The organism is Agrobacterium sp. ST15.16.055 (assembly GCF_027956555.1).
GTDB lineage: Bacteria > Pseudomonadota > Alphaproteobacteria > Rhizobiales > Rhizobiaceae > Agrobacterium > Agrobacterium salinitolerans.
Genome location: NZ_JAQKGN010000012.1, coordinates 83,441 through 100,977 on the forward strand (window position 1 = coordinate 83,441; position 17,537 = coordinate 100,977).

14 protein-coding genes are annotated in these 17,537 nt (G+C 60.0%); 5 read left to right on the forward strand and 9 right to left on the reverse strand.

The annotated features are described in order from the left end of the window. Window positions 1-11 precede the first annotated feature (11 nt). Window positions 12-557, reverse strand: coding sequence for an LPS assembly lipoprotein LptE (gene lptE / locus PL599_RS17000; protein WP_162520500.1), 546 nt, complete (start codon window positions 555-557; stop codon window positions 12-14). After that, on the reverse strand, window positions 550-3,180 hold the full coding sequence (leuS, locus tag PL599_RS17005) for a leucine--tRNA ligase (protein WP_077981309.1): 2,631 nt from the start codon (window positions 3,178-3,180) through the stop codon (window positions 550-552). The genes lptE and leuS overlap by 8 nt, the downstream gene beginning before the upstream one ends. A gap of 193 nt (window positions 3,181-3,373) precedes the next feature. Here leuS and PL599_RS17010 point away from each other — a divergent pair, with 193 nt between their 5' ends. Then, the gene (locus PL599_RS17010; protein WP_269824800.1) at window positions 3,374-4,033 is read left to right on the forward strand and encodes a YggS family pyridoxal phosphate-dependent enzyme; all 660 of its coding nucleotides are present in this window, start codon (window positions 3,374-3,376) and stop codon (window positions 4,031-4,033) included. A gap of 59 nt (window positions 4,034-4,092) precedes the next feature. On the opposite strand, the gene PL599_RS17015 is transcribed toward PL599_RS17010, so the two are convergent. Continuing rightward, entirely contained in the window at window positions 4,093-4,794 is a 702-nt protein-coding gene (locus PL599_RS17015; protein ID WP_162520501.1) for a DUF1013 domain-containing protein, read from the reverse strand. 230 nt (window positions 4,795-5,024) lie between these two features. Here PL599_RS17015 and acs point away from each other — a divergent pair, with 230 nt between their 5' ends. Beyond that, window positions 5,025-6,977, forward strand: coding sequence for an acetate--CoA ligase (gene acs, locus PL599_RS17020; RefSeq protein ID WP_077981324.1), 1,953 nt, complete (start codon window positions 5,025-5,027; stop codon window positions 6,975-6,977). A 106-nt stretch (window positions 6,978-7,083) separates the two neighbouring features. Here acs and PL599_RS17025 read toward each other — a convergent pair whose 3' ends face one another. The 6 genes from PL599_RS17025 to PL599_RS17050 form a co-directional block, all read right to left on the reverse strand. After that, window positions 7,084-8,091 (reverse strand): TRAP transporter substrate-binding protein, encoded by a 1,008-nt coding sequence (locus PL599_RS17025; protein WP_137412319.1) that lies wholly within the window; start codon window positions 8,089-8,091, stop codon window positions 7,084-7,086. Between the two features lie 41 nt (window positions 8,092-8,132). Continuing rightward, window positions 8,133-9,410 carry a TRAP transporter large permease gene (locus PL599_RS17030; RefSeq protein ID WP_077981313.1) on the reverse strand — a complete coding sequence of 426 codons (1,278 nt, stop codon included), beginning with the start codon at window positions 9,408-9,410 and terminating at the stop codon, window positions 8,133-8,135. 4 nt (window positions 9,411-9,414) lie between these two features. Then, window positions 9,415-9,945, reverse strand: coding sequence for a TRAP transporter small permease (locus tag PL599_RS17035; protein ID WP_077981314.1), 531 nt, complete (start codon window positions 9,943-9,945; stop codon window positions 9,415-9,417). A gap of 21 nt (window positions 9,946-9,966) precedes the next feature. Next, a complete protein-coding gene (locus tag PL599_RS17040) occupies window positions 9,967-11,127 on the reverse strand; it encodes a fumarylacetoacetate hydrolase family protein (protein WP_137412318.1) in 1,161 nt (386 codons plus the stop codon). 201 nt (window positions 11,128-11,328) lie between these two features. After that, a complete protein-coding gene (locus PL599_RS17045; protein WP_077981316.1) occupies window positions 11,329-12,045 on the reverse strand; it encodes a FadR/GntR family transcriptional regulator in 717 nt (238 codons plus the stop codon). Between the two features lie 116 nt (window positions 12,046-12,161). Beyond that, entirely contained in the window at window positions 12,162-13,607 is a 1,446-nt protein-coding gene (locus tag PL599_RS17050) for an FAD-binding oxidoreductase (protein WP_269824801.1), read from the reverse strand. Between the two features lie 215 nt (window positions 13,608-13,822). On the opposite strand from PL599_RS17050, the gene denD reads away from it, so the two are divergent. From denD to PL599_RS17065, 3 genes are read left to right on the forward strand one after another with little or no spacing between them, the layout of a single operon-like run. Beyond that, window positions 13,823-14,809, forward strand: a complete 987-nt coding sequence (gene denD, locus PL599_RS17055; RefSeq protein WP_077981325.1) for a D-erythronate dehydrogenase — start codon at window positions 13,823-13,825, stop codon at window positions 14,807-14,809. Further along, entirely contained in the window at window positions 14,806-15,708 is a 903-nt protein-coding gene (locus PL599_RS17060; RefSeq protein WP_077981318.1) for an NAD(P)-dependent oxidoreductase, read from the forward strand. Before denD ends, PL599_RS17060 begins: the two co-directional genes overlap by 4 nt. 9 nt (window positions 15,709-15,717) lie before the next feature. After that, window positions 15,718-17,502 (forward strand): IlvD/Edd family dehydratase, encoded by a 1,785-nt coding sequence (locus PL599_RS17065; protein WP_269824802.1) that lies wholly within the window; start codon window positions 15,718-15,720, stop codon window positions 17,500-17,502. The last annotated feature ends 35 nt before the right edge of the window (window positions 17,503-17,537 follow it).

Genomic DNA, 17,537 nt, shown 5'->3' on the forward strand with positions numbered 1-17,537 from the left:
GGCCGCCGCTCTCAGCGGCCGAGGGTGGCGGCGATATCGGTGCGGATGATTTCGGCAAGTTCCCGGGCCGCACGGTTTTCGGCGTCGCGAGTTGCCCGGATCTTGGCGAATTCCTGCTGCGGCAAATCCACCTGCGCCGTTACGCTGCGGCGTGCGGAGCGCAGGATCTGACCGTCGGAAACCCGCGTCAGCACATATTGACCACTCATCACGACACGACCAGGGTAAGGACCATCGTAATTATTGTTCGAGCGGGTCGTCAGGTCATAATTCTGCACTTCCGTCGAGGTAGCGCTCGAGCTTACGGAAACCTTGACGTTATATTGAGCCGTGGCCGGTTGGCCTGCGCCGCCAGCCATTAGAAAGATCAGTTGATTGCGGACTTCCTGCCCGGCCCTGCCGCCGATATCGGAGACGCTGACCGCCGCCAGCCTTTCCTTGGTGCCGGAAGCTTCCCCATAAAGCGGGCGCACCTGGCAGCCCGCCAGAAGACCAGCCATCGTCACGACGGAAATCGCTGCCGCGGCGCGGCTCCATCTTGAAAAAACGTCAGACAACAATGTTTACAATCCTCTGCGGAACCACGATGACTTTCTTGGGCTCGCCACCGGCAAGAATGGATTTGACGGCATCCAGCGCAAGGGCGGCCGTGCGGACCGCATCTTGATCCGCATCGCGCGCGATTGTCAATTCGCCACGCTTCTTGCCGTTGACCTGCACAGGCATGACGACTTCGTTTTCCTCGACCAGCGAAGCGACGAAGGCAGGCCACGGCGTCTGGGCCACGAGGCCCGTGTTACCCAGTGCGGACCAGCATTCTTCCGCCAGATGTGGCGTCATCGGGGCGATGATGCGGATGAGGATTTCGACGGCGTCACGCGCTGCCGCCTTGACGTCATTAGACTTGCCGCCCGCAGCGACATCCGCAAGGGGACCGGCGAGTGCATTGACCAGTTCATAGATGCGGGCAATGGCCTTGTTGAAGGCGAGCTTGTCCAGATCCTCCTGCACAGCTTTCAGCGTTTTGTGGGCCGCCTTGGAGGCCGCCAGCCCTTCGCCTTCGGTCGCAGGCTTCGGCTGGACGGTTCTCAGCTCTTCCGCCGCTTCGCCGATGATGCGCCAGACGCGCTGGACGAACCGGTTTGCGCCTTCCACACCGGCTTCGGACCAGATGACGTCACGATCGGGCGGAGAGTCCGACAGGACGAAGAAGCGTGCGGTATCGGCGCCGTAGGATGCGATGATGTCATCCGGGTCAACCACGTTCTTCTTCGACTTCGACATCTTCTCGATGGAGCCGATCTTCACCTCTTCGCCGGACGAGAGCAGGAATGCGCGGCGAGCCCCGTCGCTTTCCTCGATCCGCAGTTCCGCAGGCGGCACCCATTCGCGCGCCGTGCCTTCGCCGCGGCTATAGGTCTCGTGCACCACCATGCCCTGCGTGAACAGGCCCTTGAAGGGTTCCTTGACGCCGACATGGCCGGTTTCGCGCATGGCGCGGGTGAAGAAGCGCGAATAGAGCAGATGGAGGATCGCATGCTCGATGCCGCCGATATATTGATCTACCGGCAGCCAGTGATTGGCGACCTTCGGGTCGGTCGGCGCGTCTTCCCACGGCGCGGTGAAGCGCGTGTAATACCAGCTGGAATCGACGAATGTATCCATCGTGTCGGTTTCGCGGCGCGCGTCATGACCGCATTGCGGGCAGGAGACATGGCGCCAGGTGGGGTGCCGGTCCAGCGGGTTGCCGGGCACGTCGAACGTCACGTCATCGGGCAGTTTGACCGGGAGGTCCTTTTTCGGAACCGGGACCACACCGCAGACTTCGCAATGGATGACCGGGATCGGGCAACCCCAATAACGCTGGCGGGAAATGCCCCAGTCGCGCAGGCGGAAATTGACCTTGCGCTCTGCCTGCGGCGTATTGCCGAGCGTCTGCGTGGAAAGCTTCTGCACGACGGCCTCGAAGGCGTCAGCCGTCTTCATGCCGTTCAGGAAGCCCGAATTGATCATCACGCCGTCATCGGTGAAGGCGGTATCATCGATGGTGAAGTTTGCGGCATCGGGGCCTTCAGGGGCGACGACGGCCACGACCGGCAGGCCGTATTTGCGGGCGAAATCCAGATCGCGCTGGTCACCGGATGGGCAACCGAAGATCGCACCGGTGCCATAGTCCATCAGCACGAAGTTGGCGACATAGACCGGCAGTTCCCAGCTGGGGTCCAGCGGGTGCACGACCTTGACGCCGGTATCGATACCCTTCTTTTCAGCCGTCTCGAGCGCTGCGAGCGAGGTGCCATGGCGGCGGCATTCGTCGCAGAACTCGGCAATCGCCGGATTGTTCGCGGACAGTTCTCTGGCCAGCGGGTGGTCGGCGGCGATCGCCAGGAAGGAGGCGCCGAACAGTGTGTCGGGGCGTGTCGTATAGACGGTAATGTCGGAGAAACCTTCCGGCGCCGTGTCGGCAACCGTCCGCCAGCGCAGCGACAGGCCCTCGGAACGGCCGATCCAGTTCTTCTGCATCAGGCGCACTTTTTCCGGCCATTGGTCGAGCGTATCCAGCTCGTCCAGCAGGTCCTGGCTAAAATCGGTGATGCGGAAGAACCATTGCGTCAGTTCGCGCTGTTCGACCAACGCACCGGAGCGCCAGCCGCGGCCATCGATGACCTGTTCATTGGCCAGAACCGTGTGATCGACCGGGTCCCAGTTGACCTTCGACTGCTTGCGGTAAACCAGGCCCTTTTCCATGAAGTCGACGAACAGCGCCTGCTGGCGATGGTAATATTCCACATCGCAGGTGGCGAACTCACGGGTCCAGTCCAAGGACAGGCCCATGGATTTCAGCTGGCCGCGCATGGTGGCGATGTTCTGGTAGGTCCAGTCCTTGGGATGAACCTTGTTCTGCATGGCCGCATTTTCGGCAGGCATGCCGAAGGCGTCCCAACCCATCGGATGCAGGACGTTGAAACCGCGGGCGCGCTTGTAACGGGCGACGACGTCGCCCATCGCGTAGTTGCGGACATGGCCCATATGGATGCGTCCCGACGGATAGGGAAACATCTCTAGAACGTAATACTTCTCACGCGGATCGCTGTTGTCGGTGACGAAAACCTTGTCCTCGTTCCATTTTTGCTGCCAGCGCGGCTCGGCGTCGCGAGGATTGTAACGTTCGATGGCCATTGTCTAAAATTCCGGGTATCGAGGGGAAAAATGTGCGCTGACCTTCACCATGAAACGACCGGGGCGTCAAGTTTGGCGGGACGTTCGGACGTTCAATCTTGGCCAGCGTGCCTCAAATGGTGCTAAAGGCGCTTGGCATCAAGGCAATCGGTGGCTAGTTAGCGTTGCGAATGGTTCAAATGAAGGTCTTGTGATGGAAATCGAAGCACGTCTCGAGGATGTCAGGCAGCGCATTGCCGATGTTGCGGAAAAATCCGGACGCAAGGCGGCGGATGTTGCCCTCGTCGCGGTCTCGAAGACCTTCGACGCGGAGGCGATCCAGCCGGTCATCGATGCCGGTGAGCGCGCGTTCGGCGAGAACCGCGTGCAGGAAGCGCAGGGCAAGTGGCCGGCGCTTAAGCAGAAGACGCCTGATATCGAGTTGCATCTGATTGGCCCGCTACAGTCCAACAAGGCGGCGGACGCCGTGGCGCTGTTTGATGTGGTGCAAAGTGTTGACCGGGAGAAGATCGCCCGCGCGCTTGCCGAAGAATGCCGTAAACAGGGTCGCAGCCTTCGTTTTTATGTGCAGGTCAATACTGGCCTTGAGCCGCAAAAGGCGGGTATCGACCCGCGTGAGACCGTAGCTTTCGTGGATTTTTGTCGGGATGAGCTGAAATTGCAGGTCGAAGGACTGATGTGCATTCCGCCGGCGGATGAAAATCCGGGCCCGCATTTTGCGCTTCTGGCGAAGCTTGCCAAACAATGTGGGCTTGAGAAGCTTTCCATGGGCATGTCGGGCGATTTCGAAACTGCCGTGGAATTCGGCGCGACGAGTGTTCGTGTGGGTTCGGCGATCTTCGGTGCGCGATAAGGCTGCAAATTAAAAACCCGGCGCTGAGGCCGGGTTTTTAAACTCTAAAAGACGTCCGATCAGTAGTGATCGTCCTCGTCTTCGTCCTTCTGCGTGGATTTCAGCGAGCTGAGCTTCTTGAAGACCGCATCGGCGTCGATCTGCTCGTCTTCCTCGCGCTGGAAGCTGTAGTCCAGACCTTCCGTCGCCGTTGCCGGCTGCAGCGTGTTATCCAGTTCTTCGGCAGTCGGCAGCGGACGGCCGCGCGAGGCGCGTTCGACCTCGAGGTCGAGATCGATCTGGCTGCAGAGGCCGAGCGTCACAGGATCCATCGGCGTCAGGTTGGCCGAGTTCCAGTGGGTGCGGTCGCGAATCTGTTCGATCGTCGATTTTGTGGTGCCGACGAGACGCGAAATCTGCGCATCCTTCAGTTCCGGGTGGTTGCGAACGAGCCAGAGAATAGCGTTCGGACGATCCTGACGCTTGGAAACCGGGGTGTAGCGTGGGCCGCGGCGCTTGGATTCCGGCACGCGAACCTTAGGCTCGGAAAGCTTGAGCTTGTGGTTCGGATTGCCTTCCGCGCGGGCGATTTCGTCACGGGAGAGCTGTCCGGTCGCGATCGGATCGAGACCCTTGATGCCCTGCGCGGCTTCTCCGTCGGCAATGGCCTTGACTTCGAGCGGATGCAGTTTGCAGAACGTGGCGATCTGATCGAACGACAGCGCGGTGTTGTCAACCAGCCATACAGCCGTTGCCTTTGGCATGAGCAATTGTTGAGCCATAGATACAGTCCTTCTGTCCGTCCGCGCCGGTGTCGCGGGCGTGGTATCAACCACTGATTTCCGGGATATTGCCGCTCTATAACCGGATTGCATCATAATTGCAATTCTTTGCGAAACAAATGACCTTTGTCTAATTGCCGTGCGCAATTGACCTGCTATGAATTCAACACATGCCTGAGGTGGGAGTCTCGGGCCGCGTCAGAAGCCATACCCGGTTCCAGGAGGAGTTCATGTCTGCCAAAATCTACCCGGTGCTCAAGTCGGCGAAAGCCCGCACGCTCATCGATAATGAGCGTTACCAGAAATGGTACCAGGAGAGCGTCGAGGATCCTGAAAAGTTCTGGGACAAGCACGGCCGTCGGATCGACTGGTTCAAGCCTTATACCAAGGTCAAGAACACGTCGTTCAAGGGGCGCGTGCCGATCAAGTGGTTCGAGGATGGCCTGACCAACGTTTCCTATAACTGTATCGACCGGCATCTGAAGACGCATGGCGAGCGCACGGCGATCATCTGGGAAGGCGACAACCCCTATATCGACAAGAAGATCACCTATAATCAGCTCTACGACTATGTCTGCCGTCTGGCCAACGTGCTGAAGAAGCACGGCGTCAAGAAGGGTGACCGCGTCACGATCTATATGCCGATGATTCCGGAAGCGGCCTATGCGATGCTCGCCTGCGCGCGCATCGGTGCGGTGCACTCCGTCGTCTTTGGCGGCTTCTCGCCAGAAGCGCTGGCCGGCCGTATCGTCGACTGCGAATCGACCTTCGTCATCACTTGCGATGAAGGCGTGCGCGGCGGCAAGCCGATCCCGCTCAAGGAAAACACCGACAAGGCGATCGATATTGCCGCCAAGCAATATGTCATCGTTAACAAGGTTCTGGTGGTACGCCGCACCGGCGGCAAGACCGGCTGGGCGCCGGGCCGTGACATCTGGTACCATCAGGAAATCGCTACCGTGAAACCGGATTGCCCGCCGGTGAAGATGCGCGCGGAAGATCCGCTGTTCATCCTCTATACGTCTGGCTCCACCGGCAAGCCGAAGGGCGTGCTGCACACCACGGGCGGCTATCTCGTCTATACGTCGATGACGCATGAATATGTCTTCGACTACAAGGACGGCGAGGTGTACTGGTGCACGGCCGATGTCGGCTGGGTCACCGGCCATTCCTATATCGTCTACGGGCCGCTTGCGAATTGCGCGACGACGCTGATGTTCGAAGGCGTTCCGAACTTCCCGGATCAGGGCCGCTTCTGGGAAGTCATCGACAAGCACAAGGTCAATATCTTCTATACGGCGCCGACAGCGCTCAGATCGCTGATGGGGGCGGGCGACCAGTTCGTGAAGCGCTCCTCGCGCAGCAGCCTGCGGCTTCTCGGCACGGTCGGCGAGCCGATCAATCCGGAAGCCTGGGAGTGGTATTACCATGTGGTCGGCGAGGACAAGAGCCCGATCGTCGATACCTGGTGGCAGACGGAAACCGGCGGCATTCTCATTTCGCCGCTGCCGGGCGCGACCGATCTGAAACCCGGCTCGGCCACAAGGCCGTTCTTCGGCGTGCAGCCGCAGCTGGTCGATGCCGAAGGCAATGTGCTGGAAGGACCGGCGGACGGCAATCTGTGCATCATCGACAGCTGGCCGGGCCAGTCGCGCTCCGTCTATGGCGATCACCAGCGCTTCGTCGATACATACTTCTCCACCTACAAGGGCAAATATTTCACTGGTGACGGCTGCCGTCGTGACGAGGATGGATATTACTGGATCACTGGCCGCGTGGATGACGTTCTGAACGTGTCGGGCCACCGTCTCGGCACCGCTGAAGTGGAATCGGCGCTGGTGTCGCATCACCTTGTTTCGGAGGCAGCCGTTGTCGGTTATCCGCATCCCATCAAGGGGCAGGGCATTTATTGTTATGTCACGCTGATGGCGGGCCAGAACGGCGATTATTCATTGCGCGAGGAGCTGGTGAAGCACGTCCGCAACGAAATCGGCCCGGTTGCGACACCGGATAAAATCCAGTTCGCGCCGGGCCTGCCGAAAACCCGTTCCGGCAAGATCATGCGGCGTATCCTGCGCAAGATCGCCGAGGATGACTTTGGTGCGCTGGGAGATACGTCGACGCTCGCCGATCCGGCCGTTGTCGACGACCTCATCGCCAACCGGCAGAACCGTACGGCGTGATCCGTTGAAAGGCTGCTCCGGCAGCCTTTTTTCTATTGGCGATTTTCACAAACAAAAACACCCGGAGGCGGAACCTCCGGGTGTTTTTAGTTGTATTCAGTCAGGATTACTGGCCGCGGATCTTCTTCAGGTCCGCCAGAACGGCGTCGACGATGTCGGCGCCGATTTCAGCCTTGTGCTTTTCGTAGACAACCATCGACTTTTCGCGAATGCGCGCCTGTTCTTCAGGAGACAGCGTGTTCACTTCGAGGCCAGCCGCCTTGATCTTTTCCAGCGACTTCTGGTTCAGCTCGCGGATGACCTTGCGCTCCTCGTCGCGGCCGACGACCGCGCATTCACGCAGGGCGGCCTGTTCTTCGGGCGTGTAGCTGTCGAAGATCGGCTTGGAGAAGAGGAAGAGGAACGGCGTATAGGCGTGGTTCGTCTCGGTGACGTATTTCTGCACCTCGTAGAACTTGGAGGTGTCGATCGTCACATAGGGGTTTTCCTGCGCGTCGATCGCGTTGGTTTCCAGCGCCGAGAAGACTTCGCCGAAGGCCATCGGCGTTGCATTGGCGCCGAGGTTCTGGAAGGTGTCGAGGAAGATGTTGTTCTGCATCACGCGGACCTTGAGGCCCGAGAAATCTTCCCACTTGTTCACGGCACGCTTGGAGTTCGACAGGTTGCGGAAACCGTTTTCCCAGTAGGCCAGGTTTACGAGGCCCTGTTCTTCCAGCTTCTTGTTCATCATGTCGCCGAAGGCGCCGTCCATGACGGCATCGGCTTCCTTGGCGTTGGAGAACAGGAACGGCAGGTCGAAGACGCCGAGCGACGGGATCAGGCCGACGAGCGGCGACGAGGACGTTACGACCGCTTCCTGAACGCCGGAGCGCAGGGCCTGGGTCGCCTGGAGGTCGCCGCCGAGCGCGCCGCCCCAGAATGCGGTTAGCTTCAGCTTGCCGCCCGACTTGTCGTCGAGGCAGGCCTGCATGGCCTTGATGCCGTTGCCGACCGGATGGTCCTGGTTGATGCCGTTGGAAACACGGATGTTGCGGCTGTTGAATTCGGCCATTGCCGGGGCAGCAGTGCCAACTGCGAAAGCGATTGCCGTGGTGGTCAGAAGAAGCTTTCTCATAATATCCTCCCTTGGATTGTTTGCGAGAAGCGGGTTGCGGGTTAACGGAGATACTGCAGTGGTACGAGGACGATGTCCGGGAAAATCACCAGAAGGAACAGCACGGCGACCTGTGTCAGCAGGAAAGGCAGTACGCCCGCCGTGACGCGGCCCAACGGAACCCTACCGACGCCGCTGACAACGTTCAGCACGACGCCAACAGGGGGCGTGATGAGACCGATACAGGTATTCATGATGAAGAGGACGCCGAAATAGACTGGGTCGATGCCCGCCTGCTTGATGATCGGCATCAGAACGGGCGTCAGGATCAGGATGGTGGGTGTCAGGTCGAGCGCAGTACCGACGACCAGGATCAGGACCATGATCGCAAACATCAAGAACATCGGACGGTCGATCAGCGGTTCGATGTAACCGACAACCTCGTTCGGAATGTTTGCAGCCGTGATAAGCCATGCGGAGACGAGTGCGGCGCAGACCAGGAACATGATGATCGAGGTGCTCTTGGCTGCGCGCAGGAGCACGTGCGGAAGCTCACTCGGCTTTAGTTCGCGGTAGACCACCATGCCGACAAACAGGGCGTAGGCAGCGGCCACGACAGCGGCTTCTGTCGGAGTCATGATGCCGGCCTTGATCCCTCCGAGAATGATAACCGGCATACCGAGCGCCCACCCGGCACGTGCTGTTGCCCGCATGCGTTGCTTGGCCGTGGTCTTCGGAAGCGGCGTTATGTTGTCCTTGCGGACGACGAACAACCAGGTTGCGACCAATGAAAGGCCCATCAGCAGGCCCGGTACGATCCCCGCCATGAAGAGCTGGGTGATCGAGACGTTGGCGGCAACGCCGAAAACAATGAAGGCCATGGAGGGGGGGATGACCGGAGCGATGATACCGCCGGAAGCAATGAGACCTGCCGAGCGCGGCACGTTGTAACCGGCCTTCGCCATCATCGGGATGAGGATTGCGGCAAGCGCCGCGGTATCGGCTGCGGCCGAGCCGGAGATGCTGGCCATGATGATGGCAGCCATGATGGCGACGATCCCGAGACCGCCCCTGATATGACCGACGCAGGCGATCGCAAAATCGATGATGCGGCGGGAGAGGCCGCCAGAGTTCATCAGTTCACCGGCCAGAATGAAGAAAGGGATGGCGAGCAGCGTGAATGTATCCGCGCCGGCGATCATGTTCTGAGCGATGATCTGGGTATTGAACATGCCCATATACCACATGAGCACAACGCCGCAAAACATCAGCGAGAAAGCGACGGGAACGCCAATCGCCATAGCGCCGAGCAGAGAGCCGACAAAAACGAGGAGTGTCATGGTATCAGCGCTCCGAAAGCTGTTCGATCGTCATGTTTTCGCCCGCGAACTGGGCGATTTCGTCTTCCGTCACGCGGCCCGTAACGAGCCGGTACAGACGTTCCAGCGCAATGATGAACATCAGGGCGCCGGTGAACATGCCGATGCCGTAGACCCAGATCATCGATAGCTTGGTGACTGGCGCATGCATGCTGGCATTGATGCCAGACTGCTTCCACGTCCCCCAGAAGAAGATGGCGGAACAGGTGAGGATGACAATGTTTGATAAAATCATGCAGAGGATGCGGCCGCGGCGCGACAGGAACATCACCATGGTTTCGATACCCATGTGACCATGTTCCCTGAAGGCGACGACGGCGCCGGTGAAGGTGAGCCACACGAAAAAGAAGCGTGACAATTCTTCCGAGACGTTTATGCCCGAATTCATCGTGTAACGCATGACGACGTTGACGAAGACCATGATCGCCATGCCGGCAAGCAGCAGGACGAGAATGATTTCGAGAATCCGGTAAAAGAGATTGATGATCTTCTGCATTTTCCCCTCCCGAAGAAATATCTAGAGCAGCCCTCGTTTCGCCAGGTTGCGCATCAGGGCCGCGGTGCCGAACGTCCATTCCGGGCATTCGTCCGTCGTCGTGACCCAGTTGATCAGCTTACCGAGCTTGGGCGTGGAGATTTCGACACGGTCACCCTTCGAATGGGTGAAGCCGAGGCCTGGGCCATGGCGGTCCTTGACCGGCGCAAACATCGTGCCGAGGAAGAAGACGGCGCCGTCAGGATATTGGTGGTTACGGTTCAAGAGCTGGGAGCTAAGGTTTTCCGGCGTGCGGCTGATCGCCTCCATCGGGCTGACGCCCGTCATGGTGAAACCGTCTTCGCCCTCGACCAAAAGCGAGATTTGCGACCTCTTCACATCTTCAATGGTGAAGTTTCCGTCGAACAGGCGGATGAAGGGACCGATCGCGCAGGATGCGTTATTGTCCTTCGCCTTGCTGAGCAGCAGGGCGGAACGACCTTCGAAGTCGCGCAGGTTGACGTCGTTGCCGAGCGTTGCGCCGACGATGCGGCCGTCTGAGGTGATGGCGAGCACCACTTCCGGCTCCGGGTTGTTCCACTGCGACTTCGGGTGAACGCCGATCAGCGCTCCGCAGCCGACAGAAGCCATGGCCTGCGCCTTGGAGAATATCTCCGCATCCGGGCCGATGCCCACTTCCAGATATTGTGACCAGAGGCCCATTTCCTGGAGCAGTTTCTTCACTTCGGCAGCTTTTTCGGAGCCGGCCTCAAGTCCCTTGAGATTGTCGCCGAGAACCGGCGCCAGCCGTCCGCGAATTTCCTGCGCGCGCAGCGGATCGCCCTTGGCCTGCTCCTCGATCACGCGTTCCAGCATGCTGTCGGCGAAAGTGACACCGGCGGCCTTGACAGCCTGAATATCGTTGGGGGCAAGGAGTTCGCCGGCGGAACCGTCCAGAAACGCTTCCAGCGCGCCGAGTGCGACAAGAGAGCCGGTGTCGGCGAGCCTCTGCACCAGATCCGTCTTTTCCAGAAGTTCGGACATGGTTGGGGAAATCGAAGTGAGGTCATAAAGCACGCCGCCCTTCAGCAGGACAGGGCAGGGGCCGTCTTCGCTTTTCGACCAGACGCGGCCGACGAGCAGCGCGTTTTCGAAATCTTCAGGCAAAATTGCGGCAGCGTCGATGGACCTTTTTCCGGTCATGTAGTTCTCCCCTTCAGCACCCCACAGGCCGCCTCCTGCGGTCTTATTGTCTGGATGTCTGACAACCTAATCCCATTCTTCTTAGTATGACTTTTGCTGCGAGTCTAGCGGCTACGCCGACAAAATTATCGTGTTCCGTGCCTCAATTACCGGAAAATCGTAAACCTGTCCTATAGCTTTTCCGGCCTGCTCATTTGCGGCTCAGAAGATGTCGAGTTCGAGATTGACCCGACTTGCAGCACCGATCAGGTGCTTGCGCATGGCGTTCTTGGCAGCTGTGGCATCGGCCTTCTCGACGGCCTCGTAGATTGCCACATGCTCGGCGATCGTCACCTCGAGAATTTCACCAAAAACTGCACGCGAAAAAGCTATATTGATGGCGGAGCTGATGCGTTCCGCGATGAAGCCGAGGAACATCAGGAAATATTCGTTCTCAGTCGCTTCCGCCAGAATGCGGTGGAAGTCAAGATCGGCCGCGACGCCTTCCGTCGACCAATCGTCGGCGGTTTTCATCTTTTCCAAAGCTGCCGCCAGCCGCGTCAACTGCTGCGGGCTGCGGTGCAGTGCGGCCAGCCCGGCTGCTTCTATTTCCAGTGGCATGCGAAGCTGGAAAAGATCGCGGAAATTTTCCGGATCGTTCAGCCGCGATCGCTCGATTCGGATGGACAGTCTTTGCCGGGGATCGGTGACGAATGCGCCAACGCCCTGCCGGGTTTCAACAAAACCTTCGTTGCGCAATTGCGCGATCGCCTCGCGGATGACCGAGCGGCTGACCCCGAAGGTTTTTGCCAAAACATGTTCGGTTGGCAACCTGTCGCCCGGTCCGAGCTTCGAATCATTGATTTCGCGCGCAATCTCCGCAGCGATCCGGCCGGGCAGATGGTCGTTGCGATGAATCTGACTGAACTCCAGCGTCATGGTTGCTCCCGTTCCACAGAAACGATTGGTTCGTTTTCCCGCGGTAGGCGACTTCCTCCTTCGCCGTCCGCGGGGTTTTCAAAGGCGGCGCTTTCAGCCGCCTTCGCCGTCCTCGATTAGCTATCCGGTTGCAGGGTTATCTGGCAACCGGGATTCATCCGCAAATCAGGGTCGAAGGCGTTTTTCAGACCCGTGATCATCCGGCGCTGTACATCAGATAGCCGGCTTTCGAAATCAGAGCGTTTCAGGCGGCCGATGCCGTGTTCGGCGCTGATGCTGCCGATGTAGCGGTCGAGGACCTCGTTAACGAGTGTCTTGGACTTGTAGATAAATGCTTCGCGCTCTTCCGGCGTCGAACCGTTCGGCGGAAGCACGTTGAGGTGGACGTTGCCGTCTCCGACATGGCCGTAGGAAACCGCCAGGCACTCCGGCAGTTTTTCCGCCAGTTCCGCCTCGGCTTCTGCCACGAAAGCGGCGAGTTTCGACAAGGGCACGGAAATGTCGGTGCGCATATGTGCGCCGCGCAGCGCCTGCCCTTCGTTCATGCCTTCGCGGAACAGCCACAGCGATTGCGCCTGTGCCCGTGAAGAAGCGATCACGCCGTCCAGCACCAAGCCGTCTTCCATCACACCCTCAAGGAAGCGGCCCATCAGGTCGGCCGTGTCCACCAGACCGGAGCCTGAAATTTCCATCAGCACGTAAGCGGGGTAATCGCCGGCAATCGGCATTTTCAGGTCGGGTATAGCTTCGATCGCCAGCGTGAAGGCGACAGGCGGCATGAATTCGAAGGCGGACATCAGGTCGCAGCATTCGCGGCGGGCGCGGCGGTAAAGCTTGATGGCATCATCAAGCGAATCGAGGCCGAGCAGCGCCGTCTCGACATGTTCAGGATTAGGGTAAAGCTTGACGGCAACGGCTGTGACGATGCCGAGCGTTCCTTCCGCGCCGATGAAGAGCTGCTTCAGATCGATGCCGCGATTATCCTTGCGCAGCGTCGAAAGCCCGTTCCAGATGGTGCCATCTGGAAGGACCACTTCCAGACCCAGCACGAGTTCGCGGGTCATGCCGTAGCGCAGGACATTGATGCCGCCCGCATTGGTGGAGACGTTGCCGCCGATGCGGCAGCTGCCCTGTGCGCCGAGCGAAAGCGGGAAGAACATACCCTTGTCCTCAACCGCATCCTTGAATTCCGAGAGAATGCAGCCGGCTTCCACGACGGCGGAAAAATCGTCGCTATCGATGGTGCGGATGGCGTTCATGCGCTCAAGGCTCAATACGACCTGACGCTTGGGGGCATCGGGAATGCCGCCGAGCACCAGACCGGTATTCCCGCCCTGGGGAATGATGGAGAGGCCGAGTTCGGCGCAGGCGCTGACCGTGTCGGAAACTTCCTTCGTCGAACGGGGGCGGATAACGGCCACGGCCGAGCTGGTGACGTCGCCATGCCAGTCGCGGCAATAGCGCAGCATGTCCTCTTGCGATGTCAGCAGCAAAGCTTCGCCCAGCCTGTTCTTCAGCGAGAACCGCAGTTCCTCGATATCGTGTTCGCTCACGATCGTCATTTCATCCTCTCCGTCCAATCCGCCCTAAAGTGCCCGGGCAAGGGACGTGCCTTGATTTTGCCGGCGCCCTTGCTTTTTCTAGTTTGTAAAAAAATACTATTTTCAACTCGATCATATAAGGTTATCAGACAACCTTACAAGCTAATTTATCGGTCGGTCGGCCGATGATGTTTTTTCGGTCTCGGGAGAATGGTCGGGACAAAGAGGAGGAAGACATGCATATCGCAATCATCGGCGCCGCAGGCATGGTTGGCCGCAAGCTGACGCAGCGTCTCGTCAAGGATGGATCGCTGGGCGGCAAGCCGGTCGAGAAATTCACGCTTATCGACGTGTTCCAGCCTGAAGCGCCTACCGGCTTTTCTGGTGCTGTCGATGCACGCGCGGCCGACCTCTCCGCACCGGGTGAGGCTGAAAAGCTGGTCGAAGTCCGGCCGGACGTCATCTTCCACCTTGCCGCCATCGTCTCCGGCGAAGCTGAACTCGATTTTGACAAGGGCTACCGCATCAACCTCGACGGCACGCGTTATCTCTTCGACGCCATCCGCATCGCCAACGGCAAGGATGGTTACAAGCCGCGCGTGGTTTTCACCTCGTCTATCGCCGTCTTCGGCGCGCCGCTGCCCTATCCGATCCCGGACGAGTTCCACTCCACGCCATTGACCAGCTACGGCACGCAGAAAGCGATCTGCGAGCTGCTGCTTTCCGATTACAGCCGTCGCGGTTTCTTCGATGGTATCGGCATTCGCCTGCCGACCATCTGCATCCGCCCCGGCAAGCCGAATGCGGCCGCCTCCGGCTTCTTCTCCAATATTCTGCGCGAGCCGCTGGTCGGCCAGGAAGCGGTGCTGCCGGTGCCTGAGAGCATTCGCCACTGGCACGCTTCGCCGCGTTCCGCCGTCGGCTTCCTCATCCATGGCGCAACGATTGACGTGGAAAAGGTCGGCCCGCGTCGCAACCTGTCGATGCCAGGCCTCAGCGCCACCGTCGGCGAGCAGATCGAAGCGCTGCGCAAGGTCGCCGGCGAAAAGGCCGTTGCCCTCATCCGCCGCGAGCCGAATGAGATGATCATGCGCATGTGTGAAGGCTGGGCCCCCGGTTTCGAAGCCAAGCGCGCCCGCGAACTCGGCTTTACGGCTGAAAGCTCGTTCGAAGAAATCATTCAGGTTCATATCGAGGACGAACTGGGAGGTTCACTGAAATGAGTGCTGGCGGGGAGGAGAAGAAGCGGTCTGTCGCCTTTATCGGCACGGGCCTGATGGGCGGGCCGATGGCCCGGCGTCTGCTGGGCGCCGGCTTTTCGGTCACCGTCTGGAACCGTAGCGCCGATAAGGCCGAGGCGCTTGTTGCCGATGGCGCGGTCGTCGCTGCATCGCCGGCGGAGGCAGCCAGGGGCGCCGATATCGTCATCACCATGCTGAGCGACGGCAAGGCCGTGGGCGAGGTGCTTTTCGAGGCCGGCATGGCCGAAGCGCTGAAAAAGGGTGCTGTCGTGATCGACAGCAGCTCGATTGCGCCGCCGATTGCGCGAGAACATTCCTCCCGGCTTCAGTCGTTGGGCATCCATCACGTCGATGCGCCGGTTTCCGGCGGTGTGCCGGGCGCGACGGCCGGTACGCTCGCCATCATGGCCGGTGGGGACGAGACGCTGATCTCGGGTCTTGCCGATGTTTTCGCGCCGATGGGCCGGCTCACCTATGTCGGTCCCTCGGGTGCCGGCCAACTGTGCAAGCTCGCCAACCAGCAGATCGTCGCCATCACCATCGGCGCGGTTGCCGAGGCGATGATGCTGGTGGAAGCGGGCGGCGCATCGCGTGAAGGGTTCCGTAACGCCATTCGCGGCGGTTTTGCCGAAAGCCGGATCCTGGAACTGCATGGCGACCGCATGGTGAAGCGCAATTTTGTGCCGGGCGGTCCGTCCAAGTTCCAGCTCAAGGATCTGAACGGCGTGCTGGCGACGGCCAAGGATCTCGCTCTCACCCTGCCGCTCACCCAGCAAGTCACGCGGGAATTCGATGATTTCGTCGGTGATGGCGGGGCCGATATCGATCATAGCGGCATCCTGCTTTACCTCGAAAAACTGAACAATCGGGAACAGGGCTGAAGCGATCTCATGAGCGACGACAAGACACCGATGCGCCGTTTGCGGTCGCAGGACTGGTTCGATAATCCCGACCATCTCGACATGACGGCGCTCTATCTGGAGCGTTTCATGAATTACGGCGTGACGCCGGAAGAACTGCGCTCCGGCAAGCCGGTCATCGGCATCGCCCAGAGCGGCAGCGACCTGACGCCCTGTAACCGCGTCCACGTGGAGCTGGTCAAGCGGGTGCGGGACGGTATTCGTGACGCGGGCGGCATTCCCATCGAGTTTCCGACCCATCCGATGTTCGAAAACTGCAAGCGCCCGACAGCGGCGCTCGACCGCAATCTTGCCTATCTGAGCCTCGTGGAGGTGCTTTACGGTTATCCGCTCGACGGCGTCGTTTTGACCACGGGCTGCGACAAGACTACGCCTTCGGCGCTGATGGCGGCAAGCACGGTGGATATTCCAGCCATCGTTCTATCCGGCGGGCCGATGCTCGACGGTTATCATGACGGCGATCTGGTCGGTTCTGGCACCGTCATCTGGCGCATGCGCCGTAAATACGGTGCTGGCGAAATCACCCGCGAGGAATTCTTGCAGGCGGCGCTCGAATCCGCGCCTTCGGTCGGCCATTGCAACACCATGGGCACCGCGTCCACCATGAATGCCATGGCGGAGGCGCTCGGCATGTCGCTCACCGGCTGCGGCGCGATCCCGGCCGCTTACCGTGAACGCGGCCAGATGGCCTATCGCACCGGCCGCCGTGCCGTCGAGCTGGTTGTCGAGAACATCAAGCCCTCCGACATCATGACGCGCGAGGCGTTTTTGAACGCGATCCGCGTCAATTCGGCGATTGGCGGCTCCACCAATGCCCAGCCACATCTGGCGGCCATGGCGAAACATGCGGGCGTGGAGCTTCGCGAGGAGGACTGGCAGGTTCACGGCTACGACATTCCGCTCCTTGCCAATGTCCAGCCGGCCGGTAAATGGCTGGGAGAGAAATATCACCGCGCCGGCGGCACGCCCGCCATCATGTGGGAGCTTCTCAACGCAGGCAAGCTCGATGGAGGCTGTCCGACCGTAACCGGCAAAACCATGGCGGAAAATCTTGAAGGCCGGGAATCCACCGACCGTGACGTGATCCTGCCTTACGATAAGCCGCTCAAGGAAAGGGCCGGTTTCCTCGTTCTCAAGGGCAATCTGTTCGATTTCGCCATCATGAAGACGAGCGTTATCTCGGCGGAATTCCGCCAGCGCTATCTGAGCGAGCCGGGCCGCGAGGGAATTTTCGAGGGCAAATGTGTGGTGTTCGACGGTTCGGAAGACTATCACGCCCGTATCAACGATCCGTCCCTTGATATCGATGAGCGCACTATTCTCGTCATTCGCGGTGCGGGGCCGCTCGGCTGGCCGGGTTCGGCTGAGGTCGTCAACATGCAGCCGCCGGATGCGTTGTTGAAAAAGGGTATCACCAGCCTGCCGACGATCGGCGACGGCCGGCAGTCGGGAACGGCGGACAGCCCGTCCATCCTCAACGCCTCGCCGGAAAGCGCGGCGGGCGGCGGACTGGCATGGCTGCGCACCGGCGATGTGATCCGCATCGATTTCAATGAAGGCGAGTGCAATGCGCTGGTGGCGGAGGCGGAGCTGGAAGCGCGCAAGGCTGACGGCATTCCCGCTGTTCCCGCGGATGCGACACCGTGGCAGCGCATCTATCGTAAATCCGTAACCCAGCTTTCGGATGGCGCGGTTCTGGAAGGTGCCGCAGATTTCCGCCGGATTGCCGAGAAGATGCCCCGGCACAATCATTGATCGCATAGGACAAAATCCCCGGCCATGCCCGGGGA

Excerpts from the sequence above, each read along its gene's own strand:
- PL599_RS17065 (WP_269824802.1), top strand. The coding sequence starts at position 15,718 with ATGAGCGACGACAAGACACCGATGCGCCGTTTGCGGTCGCAGGACTGG.
- PL599_RS17010 (WP_269824800.1), top strand. The coding sequence starts at position 3,374 with ATGGAAATCGAAGCACGTCTCGAGGATGTCAGGCAGCGCATTGCCGAT.
- PL599_RS17060 (WP_077981318.1), top strand. The coding sequence starts at position 14,806 with ATGAGTGCTGGCGGGGAGGAGAAGAAGCGGTCTGTCGCCTTTATCGGC.
- PL599_RS17035 (WP_077981314.1), bottom strand. The coding sequence starts at position 9,945 with ATGCAGAAGATCATCAATCTCTTTTACCGGATTCTCGAAATCATTCTC.
- PL599_RS17030 (WP_077981313.1), bottom strand. The coding sequence starts at position 9,410 with ATGACACTCCTCGTTTTTGTCGGCTCTCTGCTCGGCGCTATGGCGATT.
- denD (WP_077981325.1), top strand. The coding sequence starts at position 13,823 with ATGCATATCGCAATCATCGGCGCCGCAGGCATGGTTGGCCGCAAGCTG.
- PL599_RS17045 (WP_077981316.1), bottom strand. The coding sequence starts at position 12,045 with ATGACGCTGGAGTTCAGTCAGATTCATCGCAACGACCATCTGCCCGGC.
- PL599_RS17015 (WP_162520501.1), bottom strand. The coding sequence starts at position 4,794 with ATGGCTCAACAATTGCTCATGCCAAAGGCAACGGCTGTATGGCTGGTT.
- PL599_RS17040 (WP_137412318.1), bottom strand. The coding sequence starts at position 11,127 with ATGACCGGAAAAAGGTCCATCGACGCTGCCGCAATTTTGCCTGAAGAT.
- acs (WP_077981324.1), top strand. The coding sequence starts at position 5,025 with ATGTCTGCCAAAATCTACCCGGTGCTCAAGTCGGCGAAAGCCCGCACG.
- PL599_RS17025 (WP_137412319.1), bottom strand. The coding sequence starts at position 8,091 with ATGAGAAAGCTTCTTCTGACCACCACGGCAATCGCTTTCGCAGTTGGC.
- leuS (WP_077981309.1), bottom strand. The coding sequence starts at position 3,180 with ATGGCCATCGAACGTTACAATCCTCGCGACGCCGAGCCGCGCTGGCAG.
- PL599_RS17050 (WP_269824801.1), bottom strand. The coding sequence starts at position 13,607 with ATGACGATCGTGAGCGAACACGATATCGAGGAACTGCGGTTCTCGCTG.